Source organism: Microvirga thermotolerans (assembly GCF_009363855.1).
Classification (GTDB): domain Bacteria; phylum Pseudomonadota; class Alphaproteobacteria; order Rhizobiales; family Beijerinckiaceae; genus Microvirga; species Microvirga thermotolerans.
Genome location: NZ_CP045423.1, coordinates 3,467,574 through 3,492,942 on the forward strand (window position 1 = coordinate 3,467,574; position 25,369 = coordinate 3,492,942).

Here is a 25,369-nt window from a genome sequence, read left to right on the forward strand (position 1 = left end):
GCCCGGCTAGGCGAAAAGCAACTAGCTGCGGAACAGCGAGAGGATGCTCTGGGTGTTGCCGTTGGCGATGCTGAGCGCTTGCACGCCGAGCTGCTGCTGAACCTGCAGCGCCTTCAGACGGGTCGACTCCTCCTCCATGTCTGCATCGACCAGTGTGCCGAGACTGCGCTCGTTCGCCTTGATCAGCGACTCGACGAAGGCGGTCTGCGAGGAGATCTGCTTCTTGTTGGCACCCAGCGTCGTCGCCGCGTCGGTCATGGCACCCAGCGCCTTGTCGACCACCTGGATGTAGGCGCGCAGCTTCGACAGGTCCTGGTTCTGAACCGCCGAGATGTCCATCTTGCTGATCGACAGCTCATAGTGCTTCAGAAGGCCCTTCTCGTCCTTGGCAAGAACGCCCCACTCCTTGTCGAGCAGGCCGCCCTTGCCGTCAACGGCCGCCACGGCGCTGCCGTTCGCCGTGTCGATCGCCGTCTGGTAGGTCTGCTGTGCGGTCTGCCAGTTCGACTTCGCCGTCTCGTAGGTGCTCAGGTCGGCCGCGCTCTTGCCGCTGGCTTCCCAGGTCGCCTGGGCGGACTCCCAGTTCGTCTTCGCGTTGTCGTAGGCGGTCTGGTCGGCCGCGGCCAGGGTCGCGTCCGCAGCCGCGGTGGCATCGGCCGCCGTCTGGTTCTTGTCGTACAGCTTCGTCTCGTCCACCGAGATCGTGATCGTGTCGACGGTGATGTTCCCATCGATACGCGTGAACGAGGCGACGATCTTGCGGTCCGAGACGTAGTTGCCGGCGGCGGAGTCGGTGGAGAGCCAGTTCTCGCCCGACACGACCGAAGCGTCGGCCGTTTGCTTGAGCTCCTTCAGCTTGGCGCTGATTTCGGTCTGGATCTTCGCGCGGTCGACGTTCGGCGACATCGCGGCCGTCAGCTTGGCCTGGATGTCCTTCATCAGCTCGATCGAGCGGTTCAGGCCGTTGAAGGCGGTGTCGACGGAGTTGGCGCCGAGGCCGAGAGCGTCCTTCACCGCACCGAGCGAGCCGTTGTCGGCGCGGATCGTGGTGGCGATCGACCAGTACGCTGCGTTGTCGGAAGCGTCCGCCACCTTCAGGCCGGTGGAGATCCGGCTGCTGGTCTGGTCGAGTTGCCCTGCGATGCTCTTCAGCGTCGTCAGGGCGGTCATGGCGGAGGCATTCGTCAGAAGGCTAGACATGGACTGTCCCTTTGATTGAGCAGAGGAATTGGGCAGACCGAAACATTGGCCTTCCCTTGTTGTCAAAGCTGTAGGGACATACCGGACTCTTACCGGTATAGCAGGGCGGCTTCATGCCTTCGAGCCGCGTTCGATTCCGGGCCGGCTCAACCTGCTATGAGCCTGACCCTTGCATGCGAGGCTTGCGCGAGGCTTGCATGTTTGAGCGACTGTCGATTTGAACAGGAAGCTCAGATGTGGCGACGCACCTCGCGGGGACTGCCCGTGCCTTGCCGCCTGCGCGGCTCCAATGAAAGAAGCCACGCTTTTCAGCGTGGCTTCCGAATAGTCACTCCCTCTTGAGCGAGAGAACCGCTTGTCCGGTTAGCGGAACAGCGAGAGGATGCTCTGGGTGTTGCCGTTGGCGATGCTGAGAGACTGCACGCCGAGCTGCTGCTGAACCTGCAGCGCCTTCAGACGGGTCGACTCCTCCTCCATGTCCGCATCGACGAGCGTGCCGATCGAGCGTTCGTTCGCCTTGATCAGCGACTCGACGAAGGCGGTCTGCGAGGAGATCTGTGTCTTGTTGGCACCCAGTGTCGTCGCCGCGTCGGTCATGGCGCCTAGCGCCTTGTCGACCACCTGGATGTAGGCGCGCAGCTTCGACAGGTCCTGGTTCTGAACCGCCGAGATGTCCATCTTGCTGATCGACAGCTCATAGTGCTTCAGAAGGCCCTTCTCGTCCTTGGCAAGAACGCCCCACTCCTTGTCGAGCAGGCCGCCCTTGCCGTCAACGGCCGCCACGGCGCTGCCGTTCGCCGTGTCGATCGCCGTCTGGTAGGTCTGCTGTGCGGTCTGCCAGTTCGACTTCGCCGTCTCGTAGGTGCTCAGGTCGGCCGCGCTCTTGCCGCTGGCTTCCCAGGTCGCCTGGGCGGACTCCCAGTTCGTCTTCGCGTTGTCGTAGGCGGTCTGGTCGGCCGCGGCCAGGGTCGCGTCCGCAGCCGCGGTGGCATCGGCCGCCGTCTGGTTCTTGTCGTACAGCTTCGTCTCGTCCACCGAGATCGTGATCGTGTCGACAGAAACCGCACCGCCTTCACGGGTGAAGGAGGCGACGATCTTGCGGTCCGAGACGTAGTTGCCGGCGGCGGAGTCGGTGGAGAGCCAGTTCTCGCCCGACACGACCGAAGCGTCGGCCGTCTGCTTGAGCTCCTTCAGCTTGGCGCTGATTTCGGTCTGGATCTTCGCGCGGTCGACGTTCGGCGACATCGCGGCCGTCAGCTTGGCCTGGATGTCCTTCATCAGTTCGATCGAGCGGTTCAGGCCGTTGAAGGCGGTGTCGACGGAGTTGGCGCCGAGGCCGAGAGCGTCCTTCACCGCACCGAGCGAGCCGTTGTCGGCGCGGATCGTGGTGGCGATCGACCAGTACGCTGCGTTGTCGGAAGCGTCCGCCACCTTCAGGCCGGTGGAGATCCGGCTGCTGGTCTGGTCGAGTTGCCCTGCGATGCTCTTCAGCGTCGTCAGGGCGGTCATGGCGGAGGCATTCGTCAGAAGGCTAGACATGGGCTTGTCCCTATAAAAGCAACACATTTGGCGGGACATACCGGACTTTCACCGGTGTGGCAGGGCGGCATCATGCCTTCGAAGAGCAGCCAGTGAGGCTGTTGATTCAACCTGCCATCATCGTCATTTCGACGATGGGAGCTTGCGTGAAGCTTGCGTTCTAGTCAAGCGCGAAGACACGCTCACGGTCGAACAGCCCGCAAGCGTTAAGGCATGGTTAACGGCTCGCATGCCTTCCCTGCCGAAGGCGCTCTCTCAGAAATATGAACGCACGAGACCGCCAATCAGGAGATTCCAGCCATCAATAAGGAGAAAGAACAGGATCTTGAAAGGCAACGATATGACGGTCGGCGGCATCATCATCATCCCCATGGACATCACGAGGGTCGCAACGATCATATCGATCACGAGAAAGGGGAGAGCGATCAGGAAGCCGATCTCAAAACCTCGCCTCAATTCCGAGATCATGAAGGCAGGGATGACGATGCGCAGATCCACCTTACCGTTCTCTTCCATCTTCGGGAAATTGGCAGAGGCCATTTCGCTGAATGTCTGCAAATCCTTCGGACGCACATGGGACAGCATGAACTCACGAAACGGTTCGGCCACACGCGTGAAAGCCTCGGTCTCCGAGATCCGGTTCTCCGTTAGCGGCCGAATGCCTTCATTCCAAGCGCGGTCGAACGTTGGCGCCATGACATAGAAAGTCATGAACAGCGACAGGCTTATGAGGAACAGGTTTGCCGGCGTACTCTGGAGACCCAACCCGGAGCGCAGAAACGAGAGGGCCACCACGAAACGCGTGAAGCTCGTCACCATAATCAGCAGGCCCGGCGCCAGCGAGAGAACAGTAAGAAGGGCGACGATCTGAATGATCCGGCCGCTGGCTGCGCCATCGCCTGGTGGGAGCAAAGCGTCCAGACCTGGGACCTGGGCATTTGCAGCCGTAGCAATCAGCGCGAATGCTACGACAGAGAGCAATCTTAACGTCATGTGATGTAGAACTCAGGCATCCATAAATCTTAGAGAAAGCTACTTCTCAGCCGTTGAGCGTCCAAGGAGCCGTGCATCGTTTCGGTTCTTTTCCGCTCCTCATTGCACGACGAGAGTTTCTACGACGATCTCACGAACTAGCCCCTTTGTCCGGAGAGAAACGCGTTCGTTAAGGTCCTCGCGGAGATGCTGGAGCCCGCTCGCACCCTGGATCTGGGAAACGGAAAGAGTTCTGAGATAGGCAAGAATATCCTGTCGTATCTCAGCAGCCACGATGTCTGGGTTCTGAATCGCCCCTGCAGAAAAGATGATCGAGGATTCGAGCCGTACCCAGGTATCGTCGCCATTTGCGAGATTCGTTACGACGGGAGCGAGGCTTTTGGACGCGAGATCGCCGGAATACGCGAGCGCTGGGGCCTTCTTGCTGTCCTCGCTCTTCTTCATCTCGTCGATGGCCTTCTCGACGGCCGAGACCAGATAGAGCCCGAACAGGCCGCCGGTACCTGTGGCAAGAATCGAAAGCACGGCCAAGGTTATCAGCCAGCCGCCCTTTCCTTGCGAAGAAGGAAATCGCAGCTTCTTCCTTCGGCTCATGACCTTACCCCGACCCGCTCTCAGAATGGAGTGATGGCATCGTAGACCTGCTGTCCCCAGGCAGGTTGCTGAACGTCGGTGATGCGGCCGCGCCCGCCATACGAAATGCGCGCCTCAGCGATCTTATCGTAGCCGATCGTATTCTTTCTCGATACATCGCTCGGCCTGACGATGCCTGCAATGTTCAGAACGCGAACTTCGAAATTTACGCGCACTTCCTGAGAGCCGCTGATGATCAGGTTTCCGTTGGGAAGGACCTCCGTCACGACGGCCGCGACCGACAGTCGAAGTTTCTCCGATCGGTCTATCGATCCCTGTCCCTCTGAAGATGAGCCTGAGCGTATATCGCCGTCTGCCGCGTAGCTCCCTGAACGACCGTTGAATCCGTATTTTGCGCCAAAGCCGAGGTTGATCTTGGACGATCGAGATCGATCGCTCGCATTGTCGAACTGCGCCTTGTCATCGATCTGAATATTGACGGTGATCACATCACCCACTTTCTTGGCCCGTGGGTCCTGAAAAAGATCGGCGCTATTCTGGGTCCATAAAGAGTAATGAGACGTTCTCGCTGCCGCGCCAAAAACGGTTGGCACCGGCTCGCGGGCGACGGTCAGACCATACCCGACAGGCGTCATGGGGGGTTCACGCCCGAGTTCGCTCGATGCGCAAGCTCCAAGAGAGAGCGTGACCGTCGTCAGCAGCGCGTATTTCATCATGATCTTTCGCTCTCCTGCGAGCGCTTTGCAGCATCGGTCAGGATGCCTGTCAGTTGAGCCGCCCGTGCAGGTTCCATCTCGTTGAGAACCGCGCTTGCGCTTCTGGGATTGAGCTTTGCCAGAATCGCGGCTGCAGCCTCATCCTGCATATTGGCCAGTTGGAGAGCAGCGGCATCCGGGCGCATCCTGGAGTAGATCGCTACGACCGTTTCATCGGCTTTTGCAAGAAACGCATTCCGCTTCTGAAGCCACTCTTCGTATTCCTTCTTCTTTTGCTCCAGAACCTGGATTCGTTCTTCGATCTCCTTCTCCAATGCCGTCAGCGTCTCTTTCTGCCAGGCGTATCTCGCATCGGCCGCCGCGTCGGCTATGTTGGCGCAGTACAAACTTTGCTTCTGCTCCTTAGGAGCTTCAACCACCTTCTGCATTCCCGCGTTCGGTGCCGATGTCGCCTTATCCTGAGCCCTGAGTTCACCTTGCAGGCTTGGCGTGAACGAAACAGAGAGAAGCAGAACATGGATCAAGCGCAGGAACATCCTCATGATGCATAGCTCCACTGAAAGCACGCCAATGCCTTGGCACCTCGATTCCATGCGATAAGAGACTTTATTACGTCGACAATCATTGCACGATCAGATCTGCCTGTAGTGCGCCCGCCGTTTTGACGGCCTGAAGGATGGCAATGATGTCCGTAGGCTTCAGGCCGATCTGGTTCAGGCCCTTAACGAGCGTCTGAAGGTCCGATCCTCCAATGACCGCAAGATGCGCGTCGGGCTCCGTTGCCGTAATCTGCGTCCTCGGCACGACTGCCGTACGCCCATTTCCGAAGGGTTCCGGCTGCGACACGAGCGGTGTCTCCGTGACGCGGACAGTGAGATTTCCATGCGTCATCGCGACCGTTGATATCTGGACGTTCTTGCCGATCACGACGGTGCCGGTCCGCTGATCGACGACGACGCGAGCGGGGGTATCCGGTTGGACTCGCAGATCGCCCAATTCTGCGATGAAGCGAGTCGTTCCTATGTCCCGCGGCTTGTTGAGAACGACCGTACGGAAGTCGCGCGGAGTGGCAACACGCTTGCCGTATCGGGCGATGGCATAGGCATTGATGGCATCGGTAATCAGCGTTGCCGTTTTGTAATCCGGATTCTTGAGTTCCAGGACCAGGGACGACATCTCCCTCATGGCTCCTGGCACCTCGCGCTCGATGAGCGCACCGTTCGGGATCCTACCGGCGGTCGCAACGCCTTGAGTCAATGTCTCTGCCTGTCCTGCAGCATTGAATCCGGAGACGGCTACGGGGCCTTGCGCCACGGCGTAGACCTGACCATCGCCTCCCATGAGCGACGTGAGCAGGAGCGTTCCTCCCTTCAGCGAGGTCGCGTCTCCCAGGGAAGTGACGGTCACGTCGATACGGGAGCCGGCTCCGATGAACGGAGGAAGATCCGCAGTTACGGCGACCGCAGCAACGTTTCTCGTCCGCAAAGGCACATCACGGACATTCACTCCCATCTTGTCCAGCATCGACTGGAGAGACTGTTCGGTAAAATGCGAGTTTCGAAGGGTGTCACCCGTTCCTTGGAGGCCCATGACAAGGCCGTAGCCAATCAACTGATTGTCTCGGACCCCCTGTACCGAGGCAATATCCTTGATGCGCGTCGAGGCCTGCGCAAGACTTGGCGAGAGCAGAACAAGGAGCAAGGTGAGCAGACGCTTCATCAGTACCCGCCAATTCGGATGGTTCCGTCAGCCTGGACCGTGCCGAGAACGATACGTCCGGTGTCCACATTCCTCACGCGGATGAGTTCGCCTAGACTTCCGGACTGCAGGGGAGATCCTAATGCGGAAATCGTAAGACCATTCTCCTGAAAGATGATCTGTGTCGCAACTCCGCGAGAAACGAGTCTTGCGTCGTCGACGGCGTTGGTTGGAATCGCTTCTCCGGGTAACAAGGTCCTGCGAGCGACTTTCCCGATCAGCTGAACAGGGGATTCAATGACGGCGGAGCGCGCCCGGAAAGTCGAGAGGAAGCTTCGCTCCTTGAGCATGGACTCCTTGATCGTATCCCCGGGATAGATCGTCACGGCAGGAACAGGCAGCAGAATCTCGTCAGCACGTGCCGTGGTGGCAAAGCCGATCAGAGTACAGACGATCAGAAGGCGAAGCAGCAAGTTCATTATGCAGGAACCATTTCTCTTTTAAATTTAGTTAGCGGATTCCCTTCGAAACCGTCCCGGCCATATCATCCGCAGCCTGGATCACTTTAGAGTTCATTTCATATACCCGCTGGGCCGAGATCAAATTGGTTATCTCCTTCACCGGATCGACGTTCGAACTCTCAAGATAACCTTGGTGCACGCTCCCAAAGCCCTCCGTGTTCGGGAACCCTGCAACGGCCGCACCTGATGCCGGCGTCTCGCGATAATAGTTGCTTCCGATAGGTTCCAGACCTGAATCGTTCGCGAAGTTGGCAAGCTCAATTCGCCCGAGTTCAATCGGGTCGACCTCACCGGCAACCTTGGCGAAGACGCGCCCATCCTGATTGATGGAGATGTCGATTGTATTCTGAGGAACAGGGTTCAGGCCAGGCAGAGCGTATCCTTCAAGCGTCACAATGGCGCCGGTATTGCTCTTGTTGAAGGATCCCGCGCGGGTGTAGATGCGCTCTCCGTTCGGGCCCTCAACCTGAAACCAGCCGCGACCGTTCAGCGCTACATCCAGCTGATTGGTCGTGTTCGTGAGCGGTCCCTGTCGGTGCAGATTACGTATGGCTGCCGTACGAACGCCCAGGCCCAACATGGCTCCCTCCGGGAGAGGGGTTTCGCCGCCTTGGTTGGGAATACCCTGCAGGCGCTCGGCCTGATAGAGAAGGTCCGTGAACTCGGCACGCGCGCCCTTGAAGGCAGTCGTATTCACGTTGGCGATATTGTTGGCGATGACTTCTACGTTGAGCTGTTGAGCATTCATGCCCGTGGCAGCAATTGCAAGTGCTCTCATAGCCGCTCCTTAGATCGCCATCCGCGAGATTTCTTGATAGGCTGCAACGACTTTGTCGCGGATAGCGATTGCCGTCTGGAGAGCCTGCTCGGCTGACATGACCGCCTCGACGACCTGTTGCACCGAAGCCTTGCCCTGGATTCCTGCGATAGCCGCAGCCTCACCGGCACGAAGCGTCTGTGCCGCGTTCGCTGCGACCTGCACCATGATGTCGCCGAAGTCGACATGCTGCGCGGTAGATATCGAATTCAGCTTCTCAGTATGGACAGAGCGAACATTTGACAAAGCGCCCGCTCTGTCGACGCTCGAGGTAATGGCGGAAACTGCTTCAAGCATCATGCACCTCTGAGAAGATCGATTAGGCTCGAGATCATGGAGCGGGTCTGCTTCATCATCTGGAGATTCGCTTCATAGGACCGGTTGGCTTCCCTCATGTCGGCCATTTCCACGAGCATGTTGACATTCGGCATCTTCACATAGCCGTTCTCGTCAGCGGCCGGATTTCCGGGATCGTATGTCACCTGGAAAGGAGCACGATCGGTGCCGATTTCCTTGACCTTCACTGATGCTGAGCCGATGGCATGATCGAACTCGCTTCTGAACGTGATCGTCTTACGGGCATAGGGATCCGCGCCGGCCGTCTTTCCTGTCGACTGCGCGTTCGCAATATTCTCGGAGACGATGCGCAGGCGCATCGACTGGGCTTCAAGCCCAGCGCCGGCGAGACGCGAAGAAGCCTGCAAGGGATCGATCATTGTCCAGACCTCGTGCTGGCCAGCAGCATCCTGTGAAACGCCTTCACGATTCCCGTGTTCAACGAGTATTCTCTGTTGATCTCGCCTGCCTTGATCATCTCCTGTTCGATGCTCACAGAATTGCCGGAATGCACAGTGTCCCAGCTTTCGGACTTTCTGACCTTCTCGGGTCGCACAGAGGCTTCGTCGAATCCGAGATGGGCTTTGCTGGTCGCGGCCATCGTCAAGTGCGTCCGGTCGAAGACCTTCGAGAAGGGCTCGACATCTTTGGCTTTGAAGCCGGGAGTATTTGCATTCGCGATGTTGCTGGAGATCGTCGCCTGGCGCACCGACAGCCATTGCGCCTGGCGCGAGGCAACATCGAACAAGTAAATATCCCCCACAGAAACCTCCAGTACGGGCATCCTGGGGTTTTGGGTAAGGCAGCAACCTTGCCCGAAGCTGACGCCAGCTTTCGGGTCCAAGGATCTGTCGTGTCAGGGCGACTTTCGGAGCTGCCGCAGCGTATCGGTGCTTCGGTGCTTCGATTTGTACTTAGCCCTATCCGATGCGGACTTTATAACATGCAAAGCTGTTTATTTGGCAAGCGCCTCGGACGAGCGTCGAAGGAAGAGCCCATAGCCGGCTTGGGACGATCTGGATCGCTGGTGGACCAGTTCTTGTCCTCTATCGAGACGCGGCAAAGAGGGGAGCAGCCGATCTTTGTTCCATTCTCGCGGAACTCTTGCCGTAGAGTCCCCGGTGCTCGGAATCGGGCAGAAGAGCATCCGTCAGCCCAAGAACCGTTTCTGCTGCACCAAGAATGAGAGAACCGTCTGCTGCCATTACATTTGCGATGCGGCTGAGGACGTTGCTCTTTGTCGAGCTATCGAAGTAGATGAGCACATTCCGACAATAGATGATATCGAACGGTCCGATATGCCCGAATTCTTTAATGAGATTGAGGGGCCTAAATTCGACCTTCCCGCGGATCTTAGACGAGATCTGCCACTGATCGCCAACCTGAGTAAAGTATTTCAGCAGGAGCTGAATCGGCAGGCCACGCTGGACCTCGAACTGATTGTACAGACCAGCCCTGGCCTTTGCGAGCACCTCGGTCGAGATATCCGTGGCGAGGATGTCGACCTTCCATCCGGCAAGACGCGGCGATGCTTCTTCGAGCAGCATTGCTAATGAATAGGGTTCCTGTCCTGTCGAAGCGGCTGCGCACCAGATCCGCAGGTGCCGAACCGAACTTCTGGCAGCCAAGTAACGTGGAAGCAGTACATCCCTGAACAGATCGAACGGTCCCTTGTCCCGAAAGAAAAAGGTTTCGTTCGTCGTCATCGCGTCGACGACGGCACTTTCTAACGTTGGATTCCGATTGCCCCGAAGATGCCTGACGAGATCGGCCAAGCTGGCGATGTCGAAACTCCTGCATACGGGAGCCAAACGGCTCTCGATGAGGTAACGCTTCTCCGGAGGCAGCGCCAATCCCGATTTGGCCTTCAGAAAGGTTCTGAGGAATTCGAAGTCAGGCTCGTTCATAAGGGGCCCCGGTAATGAAGTTGCTCAGCGCAGGCCCAATCGCCTCAAGGGGAAGGATATCCTGCGCCAACCCTGCTTTCACGACGCTGCCGGGCATACCCCAGACGATGCTTGTGCCTTCGTCTTGAGCGAGGACCGTTCCTCCGGCGTCCACGAGCAGACGAGATCCTTGTGTGCCGTCGGAACCCATTCCGGTCAGGATTACCGCCAGAGCCGCTGCGCCATAGATCGAGGCCGCATCGCGAAACAGAACATCCACGGCTGGGCGACAGAAGTTTACGGGCGCCGTATCGTCGAGACGAATGACTGGGCCGCTCTTCCCAGCCGAAAGCCCCATATGGCGTCCGCCGGGAGCAACGAAGACCGTCCCCGGCCGCACCGGCTCTCCGTCCGAAGGCTCGCGCGCCTGCACGCCAGTCTGCATCCGCAAGTGGTCTGCGAAGACGCTTGTGAACATAGCAGGCATGTGCTGGACGACGAGTACGGGTACGTGCCTGATCGCTGAGCCGAGGCCAACAAGAACGCGCTCCACGGCACGTGGACCACCTGTCGAAGCTCCGATGAGAAGACATGCCGGCCGCACCGGCGCGGGCCGCCTCTGAACTCTGGCCGGAGATGCTGCCGCCGGCGCTGCCTCAGGCGCGGTCCGCCCCCGCTTCGGAGCCAGCGCCTTGAGCTTCTCGATGAGTTCTCTGCGAAAAGCCTCGACAGCAGCAACCTGACGCTGCCCATCCGGCTTGGCCAGATAGTCGGCCGCGCCAAGCGACAGGCACTTCAACGAGATCTGCGCATTTCGCTGCGTCAGGGTTGAAACGACTACAATTTTCACCCCTGGGCGTCGCTTCAACAGCAAAGGGAGGGCATCGACGCCGTCCATCTCCGGCATCTCAAGATCGAGGAGGACGATATCAGGGTTGTAGCGCTCGAGAGCCTCGAGCGCGAGGCGCCCGTTGGAAGCCGTCGTCACGACCTCGAACTCTCCTACTTCTGCGAGCCAGCGGGCGACAAGGCCGCGAATAACGGCACTGTCGTCCACGATCATAACGCGGGCCCGCATTCGCTCGCCGGAAGCCGATTGAGGCGCAACCGATATCGACATGCTACATGCCTAAAAATCCAGAGGGTACCGATATCGGTCTCGGGGACTATGCGAACCCGACTTCCTGAAGTTTCGCTGCGACAATGTCTTTGTCGAAAGGCTTCATGATGTACTCGTCCGCGCCTGCCTGCAAAGCACGCGAGATATGTGCGACGTCATTCTCGGTCGTGCAGAACAGCACCTTCGGCTTCTCGCCTCCAGGCGCCTTCCGCAGGCGGGTCAGGAATTCGTAGCCGTTCATGACCGGCATGTTCCAGTCAAGGAGAACGACATCCGGCATCTCGTCTTGGCAGATCGAGAGCGCCGTTTCCCCATTCTCCGCCTCGGCCGTGGTGAAAGCCAACTCCTCCAGAATACGGCGCGCGACCTTACGGATAACGGCAGAATCATCGACGATCAGGCAACGTTTCACGGGTTGGACTTCTCAAATTTTGGGAGAACCTCGGCCCTAGCGGAACCTTCGAGAGGAGCTTCCCAAAAGGGATTTTCCTCTAAGTCAATCAATAAGGACCAACGCTGTATAAAAAGTTAATCGACGCGCAGTGGGGAAACATATACAACCGCAAATCTGTTTCAACCGCACTCCCGCGAATATATTCTTTTTGAACAATTCTCTAAGCAGACCGCATCGACAGACTTCGGCGAACAGCCCTGGCATTCAGTGGATCGGGTATGACCGGAAACGCTCGGGGCCAACTGTCCGGATTCCCTATAACGCTCGAAGCACAAGCCGCTGAAGACCTTCGGTTGATCATGGATATGGATCTGGCGACATGATCCCGAGACTCTGAGGGAACGGAGTACCGTCATCGGGCGGAGGAACGGCATGGGTCGGGCCCGCTTTCGCGAGGCCTCGGAAAAGGTTCGGCTTTTCAGTCGTCAAGTCGCTAGTATCGCGCGTCGGAGCGCAGGACTCGGGTGATCGCGAGAAGCGTCTGTCCCCCTCAATCGCCGCAGCATTCCACAGGCATCGGCCCGGGAGATGCGCTAGGCCGCTACGGAAGACTGCAGACGCCCTTCGTGCACCGCGTGGCATGCGACGCCATCGGTCAGCAGAGGAACCTCCCTGCGGCACCTTTCGTTTGCCAGGGGGCAGCGCGGATTGAATGTACAGCCTGTCGGCGGATTGATCGGGTTCGGAATCTCTCCGCTGATCGGCACTCTCTGGCGACCCGACATTTCCATGTCCGGAACGGCATCGAGCAGCATACGGGTGTACGGATGTCGCGGGCGAGCAAAGAGTTCATGCCCGCCGGAGATCTCGACAATGCGTCCCAGATACATGACGCCGATACGACTCGCCATGTGCCGGACGACGGCGAGATTGTGGCTGATGAACAGGTATGTGAGACCGAGCCTGTCCTGGAGATCCCGCATCAGGTTGAGGATCTGAGCCTGAACCGAAACGTCGAGAGCGGAAGTCGGCTCGTCGCAAACGATGAACTCGGCATTCGAAGCGAGCGCCCGCGCGATCGCTATGCGCTGCCTCTGCCCGCCCGAAAACTCATGAGGGAACTTCATGCCATCGGCCGCATGAAGTCCCACGAGCGACAGCAATTCGTCGACTCGAGAACGAATGTCACGCTCGCTCCCGAGGAGATGGAATGCCCGGATCGGCTCTGCGATGATATCGGATACTCGCCATCTCGGATTAAGGCTGGCATAGGGATCCTGGAAAATCATCTGAATGCGGCGCCGCAGCCGCTGCCTTTCCGAGCTTGCCGTGCGCCCGACCATAGGCACGTTATCGATGAAGACCTCCCCCTCGGTGGGTGGCATGAGACCGACCACCATGCGTGCGACCGTCGACTTCCCCGACCCGGACTCACCGACCAGGGCAAACGTCTCGCCTCTCTCGATGTGAAAGGAGACGCCGTCGACAGCCTTCAGGAACTGCCTTTCTCCTCCCTCAAGGACCCGGTTGAGCCAGGGCTTTGAGACATCGAAGACGCGGCGCAGATTCCTAATCTCGACATAGGGCTTATCAGTCACGCATGGGCCTCTGCTGCGGCAGGAACGGGATCGTAAAGGTGACAGGCAACCGGGTGCTTGCCTCTGGAAACTGCTTCAGGACGTTCGGTCCGGCACCGGTCGAATGCAAACGGACACCGGGGATTGAACGAACAGCCTGGCGGAATGGCGGAAAGGCGAGGCATCGATCCGGGAATCTGAGCCAGTCGCTGGGCATCGCCGTGCAGCGAGGGAATGGCGCCCATCAGTCCTTGTGCGTAGGGATGGAGAGGCTGCTGAACGACCTCTCGGACCGGACCGATCTCGGCGACCCGCCCCGCATACATGACGGCTACGCGATCCGCCGTCTCCGCGATGACACCCATATCGTGCGTCACGAGCATGATCGCCGTGCCATGCTCCCGCCCGAGCTTCTTCAAGAGAAAGATGATCTGCGCCTGAACCGAGACGTCCAGTGCTGTCGTCGGCTCATCTGCGATGATGAGTTCAGGCTCCGCGCAAAGGGCAAGAGCAATGACAACGCGCTGTCGCATCCCGCCCGAGAACTCGTGAGGATAACTGTCGATGCGCCGCTCTGGTGCGGGAATCCCCACTTCCGCGAGGAGATCGATTGCCCGTTTACGTGCGCCCGAGGCCGAGAGCGAGGTATGTGTCCTGATCGTCTCGACCAGTTGCTCTCCAACTGTATAGAGGGGGTTGAGGCTGGTCAGAGGGTCCTGGAAGATCATGCCGATCCGCTTGCCCCGGATCCGTCGCATTTCTTCCGGCGGGAGGTTGTCGATCCTCTTCCCGTTGAGGAGGATTTCGCCGCCTGCGATACGACCGGGGGGATCGATCAGACCGATCACGGCAGATCCGGTCACGGACTTTCCCGCTCCCGACTCTCCGACAACTCCGAGAACCTCTCCTCGGTCGATATGGAATGACACTCCGTCGATGGCTTTGAGGATGCCGCGCCGTGTCACGAACTCCACCCTCAGGTCGCGAACGGAAAGAACCGGTTGTCCCATGGCTCCGTCTCCCTATCGCAGCTTGGGATTGAGGGCGTCGCGCAACCAGTCGCCCACGAGATTAATGGCAAGGACAAGCGTCGCAAGGGCTATGCCCGGGAAGGCGACGATCCACCATTCCCCGGAGAACAGGTAGTTGTTCCCGATCCGGATAAGGGTCCCAAGGGACGGCATCGTTTCCGGCATCCCGGTACCCAGGAAAGACAGGGTCGCTTCCGTGATGATGGCGAGCGCCAGATTAATCGTCGCGATGACGAGGACAGGTCCTGTCACATTCGGGAGAATGTGCTTGATCAGTATGACCGGCGCGGGAAGGCCGATCAGCTTGGCCGCAGCGACATAGTCCTTGCTTTTCTCGACCAGCACCGAGCCTCGGACCGTTCGCGCGTACTGGACCCAGAAACTCAGGCCGATCGAGAAGACAAGGACGGCCAGTATGGTACCCGCATCGAGATCGCTCCCCAGGACCGATTTGACCACGCCATCGATGAGAAGAGCGATCAGAATCGCGGGAAAAGTGAGTTGGACGTCCGCGACGCGCATGATGAGGGCATCCGCCAACCCACCGAAGTAGCCGGCAATCAGCCCCAAGCCGATTCCGAGCGTCGCCGAGAATGCTACGCCCAGAAATCCCACGAGGAGAGAGATGCGAAGGCCATAAAGAATGGCAGACAGAATGTCCCTACCCTGTTCGTCCGTTCCCAGCAGGAAAGGGGCCTGCCCCTCGGCCTCCCATATGGGCGGAAGGCGGCTGTTGAGCAATTCGAGTTGAGCGGGATCGAAGGGATTCTGTGGAGCGAGAACACCTGCCAGGACTGCAAGAAACAGGAAGACGAGCGTCAGCGTGGCCGCGGCCATGGTAAGTCTGGATCGCCTGAAGCTGGCCCAGATATCGCTGTCGAAGAAGCGCTCCAATCGAGAAGGCGGAGCGACAGAAGGCGCCGATACTTGTGGAGATACTGTCATGTCCACCTCCCTCAAGCTGGTTGCCGGATCGTCGAGCGCAAGCGAGGATCGACGATCGTATAAAGGATGTCGACGGCGAGATTGATGAGCACAAAGATCAGAGCCACGAGCATCAGATAAGCCGCCATGATCGGGATATCGACGTTCTGGACGGCCTGCACGAAAAGAAGCCCCATCCCCGGCCACTGGAATACGGTTTCCGTGATGATCGAGAAAGCGATTACGGAGCCCAGTTGCAAGCCGACGATGGTAATGACCGGGATCAATGTGTTCTTCAGAGCGTGACCGAAATGGATGGCCCTAGTGGTCAATCCGCGTGCACGTGCGAACTTGATGTAGTCCGTCCGAAGGACTTCAAGCATTTCTGCCCGGACGATGCGCATGATGAGCGTCATCTGAAAGAGGCCAAGGGTGATCGATGGCATGATCAGCGCCATCAGCCCCGAGGTCGTCAGCAACCCGGTCGACCACCAGCCGATCCGCACAGTGTCCCCCCGGCCATAGGAGGGCAGCCAGCCGAGAGTCACGGCGAAGAGGTAGATCAGGAGAATGCCGATCAGAAAGGTCGGCAGCGATATCCCCACGAGCGAGATCGTTTGGAACAGCTTCGCGACGAAGCTTTCCCTGTTCAGGCCTGAGTAGACACCCATCAAGATCCCGAAGACAACCGCAAAGACCGTGGCGCAGAATGCGAGTTCGAGCGTCGCCGGCATCCGCTCGGCCAAGAGCTTCGAGACGGGCTGACGGAACTGATAGGAAACACCGAAATCGCCGCGGGCCGCATTCGCCAGGTAGCGTCCGAACTGAACCGGAACGGGATCGTCCAAACCAAGCGACCGGCGGACCTGCTCGCGTTCCGCAGCCGGCGTATCGAGCGATACGATCTGGTTGACCGGGTCTCCGGCGAACCGGAACATCGAGAATGCAATGATGCCGACGGCGAGCAGGACGCCAATGGCTTGAAAAATACGTCGAACGATAAAGGCAAGCATCGGTAAGGTCCGTGATCCCGCTGGAGTCGTGCGGATTTCCGTCGACACGTGCCGGAATTGCTCCGGACGCCAAGATGTGGCGCCCGGAGCTTCCGGTCTCAGGAGCGGATCATTCCTTGTGCGCCCAGTAGAGCAGCACGGAATTGTCTGCCCGCTGGCTGAGCTTCACCTTCTTCGATACGCCCCACGCCAGCGACTGCTGATGGAGCGGGATGTAGCCATACTCGCTGGCCGTGATCTGGAAAGCCTCCTTGATCATCTGATCGCGCTTGGCTTTGTCGTTCTCCACCAGGATCTTGTCCGTCAGCTCATCGTGCTTCTTGTTGCAATAATTCCCGAGATTCGACTCGCCGCGCGAGGAATTCGGGTTATCCCGGCACCCTTCGATGTCGTAGAGCACGTTGTGGCTGTCGAAAGTGCCGGGCGTCCAACCGAGCAGGTAGAACGACGTCTGATAGTTTCCGGACTTCAGGACCTTGGCGAAGTATTGGGCCTTCGGCTGGGCCATCAGATTGACCTTGACCCCGACGCGGGCGAGCATTCCGACCACCGCCTGACAGATCGCCTCGTCGTTTACATAGCGGTCGTTGGGACAATCCATTCCCACCTCGAAGCCGTTCGGATAACCGGCATCCGCCAGGAGTTTCTTGGCGGCGTCCGGATCGTATTTCGGACGCTGGAAGTCCTTTGCATGTGTAAAGAGCTGCGGAGCAATCATGAGCGCCGAGGGCGTCGACATCCCGCGCATGACGCGGGTCTTGATGGCCTCCACATCGATCGCCTTGAAGAACGCCTCGCGGACCCTTGGGTCCTTGAACGGGTTCTTGCCCTTTACGTTCGAGAACAGAAGCTCATCGCGCGTCTGATCGAAACCGATAAAGATCGTGCGCAGTTCGGGGCCGGTGAGCACCTGAGCATTCGGGCTGCTGTTGACGCGCTGGATATCCTGCAGCGGAACCGGCTCGATCACGTCCACTTCTCCGGACAGGAGCGCCGCAACGCGCGTCGCATCGGAGTTGATCGGAGTGAAGACGATCTCGTCCAGATTGTGTTCGACCTTTCCCCACCAGTCGGGGTTCTTCTTGAACACGGTTTTCACGCCCGGCTGATGGCTCTCGATCTTGAAGGGGCCCGTCCCATTTGCGTTCAGGGATGCATAGCTCGGGCTCGTTGCCGCGGCCGGCGTAGGCGCCGCCGTGTTGTTGGCTTCGCTCCACTCCTTGTCCATGATGTACCAGGTGTCCCACTGGTAATTCAGAATCGGATTGGGCTTCTTCAGCTTTACATCGACCGTGTAGTCGTCGACTTTCACGAACTCAGCGTCGCTGGGCACCCGAGTCTGGAAATTGGATCCCGCTGCGCGAACGCGATTGGCGGAGAAGATCACGTCATCGGCCGTAAACGGGTTGCCATTGTGGAACTTGACCCCCTTGCGGAGAAAGAACCGCCAGGTCAATCCATCGCTGCTGACCTCCCACCGCTCCGCCAACCCGGGCTCGATGGCAAGATCGCGCCCGCGCTTCGTCAATCCTTCGTAGACGTGTCCCAGATGGGCGTTGGTGGTGGTCTCGTTGAGGGTGTACGGGTCGAGGGACTTGAGGTCTCCCTGATTGGCATATCGCAGCGTCACCGCCATGGCCGGCAAGGCCGTCCCGGCAAGGAAGGCTGCGGCGGCAACGGCAAGAAACTTGGTTCGGATCGTCATTGTCGTCTTTTCTCCACTGGAAGGCTCGCGTCTTCGCGCGATGTTTTTGGGGAAGCTTTGCCTTATTCAGCTCCACCTCCTCGAAGCCGAAGGTTAGACAGGGAACCGGGCCACGGTCTAGCCCTGTCTTAGGGAAAAGACTTCGCTCAGGCCGCGAGCTCTGCAATGAGCCGCCGCAGCAGGCGTTCGCCAGCCTCGAACTCGCTGACCTCGATATATTCGTCGGGTTGGTGGGCCTGCGCGATATCGCCCGGCCCGCAGACCACCGTCGACCAGCCTTTGGCCTGGAAAAGCCCAGCCTCCGTACCGTAGGCTACAACATGCGTGCCGTTGTCGCCGGTTAAGCGTCGCATCAGCCGCTCTGCCGCCCCGTCCTCCTCGGGGCGCAGCCCCGGCACTTCGGAAACCAGTTCGATCTCGATCCCGGCGGAGGGAGCAAGTGCCCTCATAGAAGGCTCCAACTCCTTCGCGGCATATTCCCTCAGCCGCTCCACGTAATCCCACGGGTCTTCGGTCGGAATCGTACGAATGTCCGTAGAGAACCAGGCAGAAGACGAAACAATGTTCGCAGCAGTGCCGCCCTCGACCATACCGCAGTGAAGGGTGGAGTAGGGTGGCTGGAAGGGATTTTCGGGGTCGGCGGAGCGCCGGTTCCCCTCCATGACGTCCTCGAGCCATACGATCATTCGCGCCGCGTTCGCCACCGCGCTCACGCCCTGATCCACCCGGCTCGAATGGACGGCATAGCCGGTGATACAGGTCCGCAGTTGGACCGAAGCCTTGTGTCCGGTCACGACCGCATGGCGGGTCGGCTCTCCAACGATGACCGCGGCCGGCGTCGGAATCGTATCCGCCATGGCGCTGACCATCGATGGGGCGCCGCGGCAGGCAAGCTCCTCGTCGTAGGACAGCGCAAGGTGAATCGGGCGCTTCAGCCCCGCTTCGAGCATCTCGGGAACCAGAGCAAGGGCAAGGGCATCGAATCCCTTCATGTCCGTGGTTCCCCTGCCATACAAGCGCCCGTCCCGCTCGGTCAGAACCCAGGGATCCGTGGTCCAGGTCTGCCCGTCTACGGGAACGACGTCCGTATGGCCCGAGAGCACGACGCCTCCTTCGACCATAGGACCAATCGTTGCATAGAGGTTTGCCTTGTTTCCCTCGGGACTGTGGATAAGGCGGCTTTCGACGCCATGCCCCTGCAGCCAATCCCTGACGAAATGAATGAGGTCGAGATTGCTCGCGGTCGACACGCTGGGAAAAGCAATCAAACGGGCGAGCATCTCTCGGGAGGACATGAGCATTCGGCGGATCTCCTTCGAAGCTTCGAGCATCGTGCCCAATGCGGCCGAAGGTCAAGCCTCCACAATCGAGGGCGATCATGCTCTTTGGATTGACGACTGCCGCATCATCCGAGCATGATCCGGCAACCTTTCAGGCAGATCATGACCCTCGTCCCCATCCTGACATCCGAAGCGCCGCGCCCATTGGGCCCCTACTCCCAGGCAATCCGCGCCGAAGGCCTAGTCTTCGTGTCGGGTCAGCTTCCCCTCGACAGGGACGGGAAAATAGTCGAGGGCGGCATCGAAGAGCAGACGAAGGCTGTGCTCGGCAACCTGGCCTCCGTTCTCGAGGCCGCGGGAAGCGGCCTGAGCAAAGTGGTCAAGACAACGATCTTCCTGGCGAACCTGGACGACTTTGCCGCCATGAACGAGGTTTATGCCGGCATCTTCACGCCTCCATATCCCGCTCGCTCGACCGTCGAGGTCGTGCGGTTTCCTGGACGAATTCTCATTGAGATCGAATGCATCGCACTTGCGTGACGAGGATAAACCGATGAAGACGTTTGACGTCGCACTCTCCGATATCGAGGCTGCTCGCAGCCGCATCGCCGGTCGGGTGAGGCGAACCCCATCCTTCGAAAGCCGGGAGGTGACGGCACGCATCGGCCGCCGCACTGTTCTAAAGATGGAGGCCCTGCAGATCGCAGGTTCCTTCAAGGTGCGTGGCGTCTTCAACAAGGTATTGTCGCTCAGTGAGGCCGAGCGCCGGAAGGGACTCGTGACGGTATCCGGCGGGAATCATGCCATTGCCCTCTCCCGCGTGGCCGGCACGCTTGGCATGAAGGCGCTCGTTTTAATGCCGAAGGTTACGCCGCGCTTCAATATCGATCTCACGAAGACGTTCGGCGCAGAGGTGGAACTCTGCGACGATGCTGCAGAAGCCTTCGCAAAGGCGGAGGCCTATGCAGCGGACGGGATGCTGTTCATTCATCCCTACGATGACCCGGCCATTATCGCGGGGCATGGCACTCTGGGCCTCGAATTCCTTGAGGACGCGCCAGACCTCACCCATGTCTTCGTCTCGATCGGCGGCGGCGGCTTCATGTCGGGAACGGCAGCCGCGCTCAAGGCCAAACGCCCCGACATCGCAGTCTATGGCGTGGAGACGAGCGGCGCCCCAACCATGACAGAGGCCTTGAAGGCGAACGCGCCGGTGACGATACGGGCGACGTCGATTGCGAGAACCCTTGGCGCCCCTTTCGCGACCGAGCGGACGCTTGCCGCGGCAAAAGAGTTCCTGAAGGAAATCCGTCTGGTCGAGGATGAGCCGGTCGTCGCAGACCTGGTTTGGCTCCTTCAGTCCGAAAAAGTACTCTGCGAGCCGGCAGCCGCCTGCGTCCTGACGGCTGCCGCGGAGATCGCTCCCTCTCTGCCGAAGGATGCCGTGATTGGCTTGGTGCTTTGCGGATCGAATGTCGCACTGGAGGATCTCGACCACTGGTGCAGAACGATACTGCACGGTTAGTCGCTCCCGAAGCAACGCGGGTAGAAGAGATCGGCATATGAATACCAGCCGCCCATCGAACATGGCCCAATTAGAGTCTCCGTCGTATCGTCTGGCTGCACTGGACCAGGACTTCCTCCTGAGCGACGAGATGCGGGGTGTCCGCTTCCTGTTGGAATACGCCAAGGCGGAGCATTATCTGCGCTCGTGGGGCGTACGCTCGACTATCGTGGTCTTCGGAAGTGCCAGGGTTCGGGAGAACGGGCCGGGGCGTCAAGGCTTCTGGTACGAACAGGCCCGGAGCTTCGGGGAGATTGCCTCGCGGAGAGGCGGCGCCCTCGCACAGGGAAACGGCGTCCGCGACAACGTGATCGCGACCGGCGGAGGCCCTGGCCTCATGGAAGCGGCCAATCGGGGAGCGGCCGATGCAGGAGCTCCGTCGATCGGCTTCAACATCACGCTCCCGCACGAGCAGGGGCCCAACCCCTACTCGACGCCGGAGCTGACCTTCCGCTTCCACTACTTCGCAATGCGCAAGATGCATCTGGCCATGAGAGCCAATGCGCTCGTCGTATTCCCAGGCGGATTCGGGACTCTGGATGAGCTGTTCGAGATTCTGAACCTGAGGCAGACGGGCAAGGCGCCATCCTTGCCCATCGTTCTTTTCGACCGGGAGTACTGGAGCCGCATCATCAATTTCGACGCGCTCGTCGAGCATGAAATGGTGGATCCATTCGACTCCGATCTCATGAGCTTCGCCGACAGTGCGGAAGATGTCTGGAACGCGCTCGTCCGGGGAGGGCTGCGCCTCCCCTAGATGCAGGAGAATTTGGGCGTAAGTATTGAGCAGGATCAAAGACGCGATAATATCACCTGTGCAACGTGTCTCTCGTGTCGAGAGAGAGAACTGGAGGGGTCGAAATGGGAGTTCAGGGCATCAAGAGCATATTGATCGGCGTCTCTCCTGAACTGGAAAGGCCTTCAGCCGCAGCTGCCTATGGCCTGTCCTTGGCTCGTTCGGCCTCGGCGCACGCCTCGATTTCCGCGCTCTCACCGGAAATGACGCTGACGCACGCGTTCGTCAGCAGCACTGCGGCAGGTCTCGTCGCCGCGGAGAACCGCCGCCTGCTCGAACAAGCGCGAGCCGCCGTCGAAAAGATCCGCCAGGATGCCATGGCACAGGGCGTTTCCTGTTCCTCCGAAGCGATCCAGAAGCATTATGCGCTCCTCGCCTCCTCCTTCACGAAGAGAGTGAGGACGCACGATCTCGTGATCGTCGATGCCGAGCCCGACAGCCTGAGCCTTCGGCGGGGACTTCTGGAGGAGGCGCTCTTCAACGGAGGCAGGCCCATGCTGGTCATTCCGCCTAACGTGGAGACGTTCCGCGTGCAAAACATCCTGGTCGCGTGGGACGGAAGCGCCAAGGCCACGCGGGCCGTCAACGATGCGCTGCCCTTCCTCCGGGCGGCGGATCATGTGGAAGTTCTCAGCGTCATCGGCGAAAAGGACATGTCACGATCCGTGCCCGGCGCCGATTTGGCCCCGCATCTTGCCCGTCATGGCGTCAATTGCACCGTGAAGGACCTGAGCACCCCCAATGGCGACGCTGCGGAAATCGTTCGGTCGCAGGCGGCGATGAATCGCGCCGATCTCATCGTCATGGGCGCCTATGTCCACTCCCGCCTGAGGCAACTGGTTCTGGGCGGGGTTACGCAGGCCATGCTGCGGGACTGCTCCATACCTTTGATGCTGTCCTACTGAAGCCGGGCTCCATTTTGGACAGTTCAGCAACAAAAGGGCGCTAAGAGGGGAGGCATCCTGCTCCCAAGCCCCTTATCGCTGGACCGACTTGATGTAAGCAATCAAGTCGTTGATCTGCGCAGCGTCGAGCCGAAACTCAGGCATGGAGGGATGGCCTGTGACAATTCCTTCGGACAGAGCTTCGGCGAGGCTCTCGATAGGATATCGATGCTCAAGCGTTCTGAACGGCGGCGCCTCCGCCAAAGGGCTTTCGCCATAACGCCCTATGGCGTGACACTGAGAGCAGTGCGTCCTCGCGAACACAAGACCTCGCTGGATGCGTCCTTCCTGGGCGGCAACAGGATAGGTCGCCAATAAGGTCAGCGTAAGAGCCATGAACCGCAGTATTGTCATGTGCTCATCGTCGCCCCAGCCAGGTTGACGCGCTGGACAGTCGCAACCTGGAATGTATGCAAGCGGTCCTCGTCATCCTGGATCGAGACGTACTCGCCCGGGACGAACCGATGCTTGCTGAGGCGGTAGCCCGCTTCGTCGTCCGACGTGCTGCGACGATCGTAATCGATGATCCAAGACGCGCCGCCGGCGCCGCCAGCTCGATGGACGAGAAAGCCTGATCGTTCTGCCTCATCCCCCCAGAACCTCCGGACGCGGCACAGGTTCCGCCGCTCCCTCCATTCCGCGGCCTCCAGGTAACCATTCGGATCCAATGGGGCGACGATTTCGTATCCATGACGGACACTTCCCTCCGGGAACTCGCTGCACCGGGCGAGATGGAGCGTGACGCGATGAAGCATAGGGATCCTCCGGCCTTGAGATGTCTCTTACAAGAGACATCCAGGCTCAGCGTAGTGGAGGCAGGGGCGAAGGACCTTGATCCTGATCAAATAACCATCTCCCGAAAGAAAGTTCACGAAGAGGATCGATCCACATCGGCTGCCTCTGTCAGAGCCCGGCGCAGCCGCCGAATGATGACGCTCTTCGCACGCCTGTCCGCCGCCTGCTCGACGGCTTGATTGATGTCGAGGATCAGCCTGGAGAACTCGTTGTGCCAGTCCTGCCGTCCGGTGCTGGACGGGGCCAGACGCCGCTCATGATCGTCTTGCAGACGCGGGGCGTCGCCACTCAGATCATATATATCGTCAAGCTCCGGGACGAGGATTGGAACCGTCGGCACCTTGCGCTGCAGCATGCCTTTCAGACTCGACAGGGCGGGATCTTCTCCGTGCACCAGGAAGACGCCCCTGCCGACCGGGAGCCTATGGGAGAGCCAAGTGGCAAGCTCCGGAGCGTCGGCGTGACCGGAATAGAGATCGAGGGTTCTCATGCGAGCGCGCACGCTGATCTCCTCCCCATGGATGCGCACCCGCGAGGCCCCCTCCTGCAGGATCCGGCCCAGCGTTCCCTGGGCCTGGTACCCGACGAAGAGAACGGTGGTCTCCTCCTTCCAAAGGTTCGCCTTCAGATGATGCTTGATCCTCCCGGCTTCACACATCCCGCTCGCCGCCATGATGATATGGAAACCCTGAATCCTGTCGATGGCCTTGCTCTGCTCGACGCTCTCCGTGAAGATGACCCACCGTGACTGCAGGGCCTCGATGAGGTCCTTGCCGTTTCTCAGCTCGTCCGCATGCCGTCTGAAAATCGCGCTGGCCTTCGTCGCGAGCGGCGAGTCGATGAACACAGGAATGTTGGGGAGTTCGCCTGCCTCGACAAGCTCGAGGAGATCGACCAGCAGCTCCTGCGTGCGCTCGACAGCGAAGGACGGGATCAGAAGGACACCGTTCGGTCGCATGGCAGCACGCACTTCGTCGCGCAGCAGCCGCCGCCTTTTCTCGATGGTCACCTCCGGGCGGTCCGTGTCGCCGTAAGTGGCTTCCATGATGACATAGTCCAGGTCGCGCGGTCCGTTCGGCTCGGGCTGAAGCAGCTTGGCGCTCGGTCCGAGGTCTCCGGAGAAGAGCAGCCGCACAGGCTCCTGTCCGCCTCCTGCGACGACTTCGAATTCTATCGATGCCGACCCAAGAAGGTGGCCGGCATTCCAGTAGCGAGCCCGGACCCCCGAGGCGACCTCCCGCCACTCGTCATAAGGGACGGCGCGAAACCGATCGAGGCAGGAGATCGCATCCTGGGCCGTATAGATTGGGGTTACGGGGGCGCCCCCTTTCCGGGCGTTCCGCCGGTTGAGTTGGTCGACTTCGACTTCCTGGATGTGTCCGGAATCCGGAAGCATCACCGAGGCGAGGTCCAATGTGGGTTCCGTAGCGAAGATCGGGCCGTCGAACCCAGCGAGCACAAGCTTCGGCAGAAGCCCGCTATGGTCGATATGCGCATGGGTCAGGCAAACGGCGCTGAGGCTCCCGGCCCGGAAGGGGAGCGGACGGTAGTTCAGCTCCCGCTCCGACTTGGCTCCTTGGAAAAGTCCGCAATCGATCAGGACCCGCGCCCGGTCCGTCTCCAGCAGGAAACACGATCCCGTCACCGTCCGTGACGCACCGAAGAAATGAATGCGTAGCGACACTGTCGTCCGTTCCGTCTCTGGCGTTCCGGGACCGAAGGATTGCATGATCAAGCCGGGCCGTCGAGAGAACGGCAGGGATTGCACGCCCGCGAAGGCCTCTGACGGTTGGTTGGCCGAAATCCCTGAACAGACCTCCAGGATTGATGAACGGGTCGGAACGGCTCCTGAAGGGGAAGAAAGGAATGCAGCACCAAGCCCCTATCGGAGGACGGTTACGGCGTCTCTCTGGGTGAGGCGCTGCG

General features: G+C 59.7%; 28 protein-coding genes. 4 read left to right on the forward strand and 24 right to left on the reverse strand.

Annotation, left to right across the window (positions count from 1 at the left end):
* Nucleotides 1-21 precede the first annotated feature (21 nt).
* The 21 genes from GDR74_RS16460 to argE form a co-directional block, all read right to left on the reverse strand.
* Nucleotides 22-1,200: a flagellin N-terminal helical domain-containing protein gene (locus GDR74_RS16460; RefSeq protein ID WP_152587309.1), complete on the reverse strand. Its 1,179-nt coding sequence runs from the start codon at nucleotides 1,198-1,200 to the stop codon at nucleotides 22-24.
* A gap of 363 nt (nucleotides 1,201-1,563) precedes the next feature.
* Complete coding sequence (locus GDR74_RS16465) at nucleotides 1,564-2,739, reverse strand: flagellin N-terminal helical domain-containing protein (protein ID WP_152587310.1); 1,176 nt, start codon at nucleotides 2,737-2,739, stop codon at nucleotides 1,564-1,566.
* Between the two features lie 255 nt (nucleotides 2,740-2,994).
* Complete coding sequence (gene fliP / locus GDR74_RS16470; protein ID WP_152587311.1) at nucleotides 2,995-3,732, reverse strand: flagellar type III secretion system pore protein FliP; 738 nt, start codon at nucleotides 3,730-3,732, stop codon at nucleotides 2,995-2,997.
* A 99-nt stretch (nucleotides 3,733-3,831) separates the two neighbouring features.
* Nucleotides 3,832-4,326 (reverse strand): flagellar basal body-associated FliL family protein, encoded by a 495-nt coding sequence (locus GDR74_RS16475; RefSeq protein ID WP_152587312.1) that lies wholly within the window; start codon nucleotides 4,324-4,326, stop codon nucleotides 3,832-3,834.
* Nucleotides 4,327-4,346: 20 nt separating this feature from the next.
* Entirely contained in the window at nucleotides 4,347-5,039 is a 693-nt protein-coding gene (gene flgH / locus GDR74_RS16480; RefSeq protein WP_152587827.1) for a flagellar basal body L-ring protein FlgH, read from the reverse strand.
* Nucleotides 5,039-5,584, reverse strand: coding sequence for a MotE family protein (locus tag GDR74_RS16485; protein ID WP_152587313.1), 546 nt, complete (start codon nucleotides 5,582-5,584; stop codon nucleotides 5,039-5,041). The genes flgH and GDR74_RS16485 overlap by 1 nt, the downstream gene beginning before the upstream one ends.
* A 79-nt stretch (nucleotides 5,585-5,663) precedes the next feature.
* Nucleotides 5,664-6,761, reverse strand: coding sequence for a flagellar basal body P-ring protein FlgI (flgI, locus tag GDR74_RS16490; protein ID WP_152587314.1), 1,098 nt, complete (start codon nucleotides 6,759-6,761; stop codon nucleotides 5,664-5,666).
* Nucleotides 6,761-7,219: a flagellar basal body P-ring formation chaperone FlgA gene (flgA, locus tag GDR74_RS16495; RefSeq protein ID WP_152587315.1), complete on the reverse strand. Its 459-nt coding sequence runs from the start codon at nucleotides 7,217-7,219 to the stop codon at nucleotides 6,761-6,763. Before flgA ends, flgI begins: the two co-directional genes overlap by 1 nt.
* 31 nt (nucleotides 7,220-7,250) lie before the next feature.
* Entirely contained in the window at nucleotides 7,251-8,039 is a 789-nt protein-coding gene (gene flgG, locus GDR74_RS16500) for a flagellar basal-body rod protein FlgG (protein WP_152587316.1), read from the reverse strand.
* Nucleotides 8,040-8,048: 9 nt separating this feature from the next.
* Nucleotides 8,049-8,375, reverse strand: coding sequence for a flagellar hook-basal body complex protein FliE (gene fliE, locus GDR74_RS16505; RefSeq protein WP_152587828.1), 327 nt, complete (start codon nucleotides 8,373-8,375; stop codon nucleotides 8,049-8,051).
* A complete protein-coding gene (gene flgC, locus GDR74_RS16510) occupies nucleotides 8,375-8,791 on the reverse strand; it encodes a flagellar basal body rod protein FlgC (protein WP_194164714.1) in 417 nt (138 codons plus the stop codon). The genes fliE and flgC overlap by 1 nt, the downstream gene beginning before the upstream one ends.
* A complete protein-coding gene (gene flgB, locus GDR74_RS16515; RefSeq protein ID WP_152587829.1) occupies nucleotides 8,791-9,177 on the reverse strand; it encodes a flagellar basal body rod protein FlgB in 387 nt (128 codons plus the stop codon). Before flgB ends, flgC begins: the two co-directional genes overlap by 1 nt.
* A 283-nt stretch (nucleotides 9,178-9,460) precedes the next feature.
* Nucleotides 9,461-10,321, reverse strand: a complete 861-nt coding sequence (locus tag GDR74_RS16520) for a CheR family methyltransferase (RefSeq protein WP_152587318.1) — start codon at nucleotides 10,319-10,321, stop codon at nucleotides 9,461-9,463.
* A complete protein-coding gene (locus tag GDR74_RS16525) occupies nucleotides 10,308-11,420 on the reverse strand; it encodes a protein-glutamate methylesterase/protein-glutamine glutaminase (RefSeq protein ID WP_152587319.1) in 1,113 nt (370 codons plus the stop codon). Before GDR74_RS16525 ends, GDR74_RS16520 begins: the two co-directional genes overlap by 14 nt.
* A gap of 46 nt (nucleotides 11,421-11,466) precedes the next feature.
* Nucleotides 11,467-11,832, reverse strand: coding sequence for a response regulator (locus tag GDR74_RS16530; RefSeq protein ID WP_152587320.1), 366 nt, complete (start codon nucleotides 11,830-11,832; stop codon nucleotides 11,467-11,469).
* Between the two features lie 575 nt (nucleotides 11,833-12,407).
* The gene (locus tag GDR74_RS16535; protein ID WP_152587321.1) at nucleotides 12,408-13,412 is read right to left on the reverse strand and encodes an ABC transporter ATP-binding protein; all 1,005 of its coding nucleotides are present in this window, start codon (nucleotides 13,410-13,412) and stop codon (nucleotides 12,408-12,410) included.
* The gene (locus GDR74_RS16540; protein WP_152587322.1) at nucleotides 13,409-14,401 is read right to left on the reverse strand and encodes an ABC transporter ATP-binding protein; all 993 of its coding nucleotides are present in this window, start codon (nucleotides 14,399-14,401) and stop codon (nucleotides 13,409-13,411) included. The genes GDR74_RS16535 and GDR74_RS16540 overlap by 4 nt, the downstream gene beginning before the upstream one ends.
* Nucleotides 14,402-14,413: 12 nt before the next feature.
* Nucleotides 14,414-15,367, reverse strand: coding sequence for an ABC transporter permease (locus GDR74_RS16545; protein ID WP_152587323.1), 954 nt, complete (start codon nucleotides 15,365-15,367; stop codon nucleotides 14,414-14,416).
* 11 nt (nucleotides 15,368-15,378) lie between these two features.
* Complete coding sequence (locus GDR74_RS16550) at nucleotides 15,379-16,359, reverse strand: ABC transporter permease (RefSeq protein ID WP_152587324.1); 981 nt, start codon at nucleotides 16,357-16,359, stop codon at nucleotides 15,379-15,381.
* Between the two features lie 109 nt (nucleotides 16,360-16,468).
* On the reverse strand, nucleotides 16,469-18,064 hold the full coding sequence (locus GDR74_RS16555) for an ABC transporter substrate-binding protein (protein ID WP_152587325.1): 1,596 nt from the start codon (nucleotides 18,062-18,064) through the stop codon (nucleotides 16,469-16,471).
* Nucleotides 18,065-18,210: 146 nt separating this feature from the next.
* Nucleotides 18,211-19,365: an acetylornithine deacetylase gene (gene argE, locus GDR74_RS16560; RefSeq protein ID WP_152587326.1), complete on the reverse strand. Its 1,155-nt coding sequence runs from the start codon at nucleotides 19,363-19,365 to the stop codon at nucleotides 18,211-18,213.
* A 141-nt stretch (nucleotides 19,366-19,506) separates the two neighbouring features.
* Between argE and GDR74_RS16565 the strand changes: the two genes are divergently transcribed.
* From GDR74_RS16565 to GDR74_RS16580, 4 genes are all read left to right on the forward strand, one after another.
* Nucleotides 19,507-19,884, forward strand: a complete 378-nt coding sequence (locus GDR74_RS16565; RefSeq protein WP_152587327.1) for a Rid family detoxifying hydrolase — start codon at nucleotides 19,507-19,509, stop codon at nucleotides 19,882-19,884.
* A 13-nt stretch (nucleotides 19,885-19,897) separates the two neighbouring features.
* Complete coding sequence (locus tag GDR74_RS16570; RefSeq protein WP_194164564.1) at nucleotides 19,898-20,869, forward strand: threonine ammonia-lyase; 972 nt, start codon at nucleotides 19,898-19,900, stop codon at nucleotides 20,867-20,869.
* 37 nt (nucleotides 20,870-20,906) lie between these two features.
* Complete coding sequence (locus tag GDR74_RS16575) at nucleotides 20,907-21,665, forward strand: LOG family protein (RefSeq protein WP_152587329.1); 759 nt, start codon at nucleotides 20,907-20,909, stop codon at nucleotides 21,663-21,665.
* 104 nt (nucleotides 21,666-21,769) lie between these two features.
* Entirely contained in the window at nucleotides 21,770-22,609 is an 840-nt protein-coding gene (locus GDR74_RS16580; RefSeq protein WP_152587330.1) for a universal stress protein, read from the forward strand.
* Nucleotides 22,610-22,681: 72 nt separating this feature from the next.
* Here the strand turns inward: GDR74_RS16580 and GDR74_RS16585 are convergent, their stop codons facing one another.
* From GDR74_RS16585 to GDR74_RS16595, 3 genes are all read right to left on the reverse strand, one after another.
* Entirely contained in the window at nucleotides 22,682-23,002 is a 321-nt protein-coding gene (locus tag GDR74_RS16585) for a c-type cytochrome (protein WP_152587331.1), read from the reverse strand.
* On the reverse strand, nucleotides 22,999-23,403 hold the full coding sequence (locus GDR74_RS16590; protein ID WP_152587332.1) for a hypothetical protein: 405 nt from the start codon (nucleotides 23,401-23,403) through the stop codon (nucleotides 22,999-23,001). Before GDR74_RS16590 ends, GDR74_RS16585 begins: the two co-directional genes overlap by 4 nt.
* A 113-nt stretch (nucleotides 23,404-23,516) precedes the next feature.
* A complete protein-coding gene (locus GDR74_RS16595) occupies nucleotides 23,517-25,172 on the reverse strand; it encodes an MBL fold metallo-hydrolase (RefSeq protein WP_246179688.1) in 1,656 nt (551 codons plus the stop codon).
* Nucleotides 25,173-25,369 lie beyond the last annotated feature (197 nt).

Coding starts and splice junctions, on each gene's coding strand:
- GDR74_RS16555 (WP_152587325.1), bottom strand. CDS start 18,064: ATGACGATCCGAACCAAGTTTCTTGCCGTTGCCGCCGCAGCCTTCCTT.
- GDR74_RS16580 (WP_152587330.1), top strand. CDS start 21,770: ATGGGAGTTCAGGGCATCAAGAGCATATTGATCGGCGTCTCTCCTGAA.
- GDR74_RS16585 (WP_152587331.1), bottom strand. CDS start 23,002: ATGACAATACTGCGGTTCATGGCTCTTACGCTGACCTTATTGGCGACC.
- GDR74_RS16465 (WP_152587310.1), bottom strand. CDS start 2,739: ATGTCTAGCCTTCTGACGAATGCCTCCGCCATGACCGCCCTGACGACG.
- flgA (WP_152587315.1), bottom strand. CDS start 7,219: ATGAACTTGCTGCTTCGCCTTCTGATCGTCTGTACTCTGATCGGCTTT.
- fliP (WP_152587311.1), bottom strand. CDS start 3,732: ATGACGTTAAGATTGCTCTCTGTCGTAGCATTCGCGCTGATTGCTACG.
- GDR74_RS16590 (WP_152587332.1), bottom strand. CDS start 23,403: ATGCTTCATCGCGTCACGCTCCATCTCGCCCGGTGCAGCGAGTTCCCG.
- GDR74_RS16545 (WP_152587323.1), bottom strand. CDS start 15,367: ATGACAGTATCTCCACAAGTATCGGCGCCTTCTGTCGCTCCGCCTTCT.
- GDR74_RS16540 (WP_152587322.1), bottom strand. CDS start 14,401: ATGGGACAACCGGTTCTTTCCGTTCGCGACCTGAGGGTGGAGTTCGTG.
- GDR74_RS16520 (WP_152587318.1), bottom strand. CDS start 10,321: ATGAACGAGCCTGACTTCGAATTCCTCAGAACCTTTCTGAAGGCCAAA.
- GDR74_RS16575 (WP_152587329.1), top strand. CDS start 20,907: ATGAATACCAGCCGCCCATCGAACATGGCCCAATTAGAGTCTCCGTCG.
- GDR74_RS16485 (WP_152587313.1), bottom strand. CDS start 5,584: ATGAGGATGTTCCTGCGCTTGATCCATGTTCTGCTTCTCTCTGTTTCG.
- GDR74_RS16475 (WP_152587312.1), bottom strand. CDS start 4,326: ATGAGCCGAAGGAAGAAGCTGCGATTTCCTTCTTCGCAAGGAAAGGGC.
- fliE (WP_152587828.1), bottom strand. CDS start 8,375: ATGCTTGAAGCAGTTTCCGCCATTACCTCGAGCGTCGACAGAGCGGGC.
- argE (WP_152587326.1), bottom strand. CDS start 19,365: ATGCTCATGTCCTCCCGAGAGATGCTCGCCCGTTTGATTGCTTTTCCC.
- GDR74_RS16460 (WP_152587309.1), bottom strand. CDS start 1,200: ATGTCTAGCCTTCTGACGAATGCCTCCGCCATGACCGCCCTGACGACG.
- flgH (WP_152587827.1), bottom strand. CDS start 5,039: ATGAAATACGCGCTGCTGACGACGGTCACGCTCTCTCTTGGAGCTTGC.
- GDR74_RS16525 (WP_152587319.1), bottom strand. CDS start 11,420: ATGTCGATATCGGTTGCGCCTCAATCGGCTTCCGGCGAGCGAATGCGG.
- GDR74_RS16570 (WP_194164564.1), top strand. CDS start 19,898: ATGAAGACGTTTGACGTCGCACTCTCCGATATCGAGGCTGCTCGCAGC.
- flgG (WP_152587316.1), bottom strand. CDS start 8,039: ATGAGAGCACTTGCAATTGCTGCCACGGGCATGAATGCTCAACAGCTC.
- flgI (WP_152587314.1), bottom strand. CDS start 6,761: ATGAAGCGTCTGCTCACCTTGCTCCTTGTTCTGCTCTCGCCAAGTCTT.
- GDR74_RS16565 (WP_152587327.1), top strand. CDS start 19,507: ATGACCCTCGTCCCCATCCTGACATCCGAAGCGCCGCGCCCATTGGGC.
- GDR74_RS16550 (WP_152587324.1), bottom strand. CDS start 16,359: ATGCTTGCCTTTATCGTTCGACGTATTTTTCAAGCCATTGGCGTCCTG.
- GDR74_RS16595 (WP_246179688.1), bottom strand. CDS start 25,172: ATGCAATCCTTCGGTCCCGGAACGCCAGAGACGGAACGGACGACAGTG.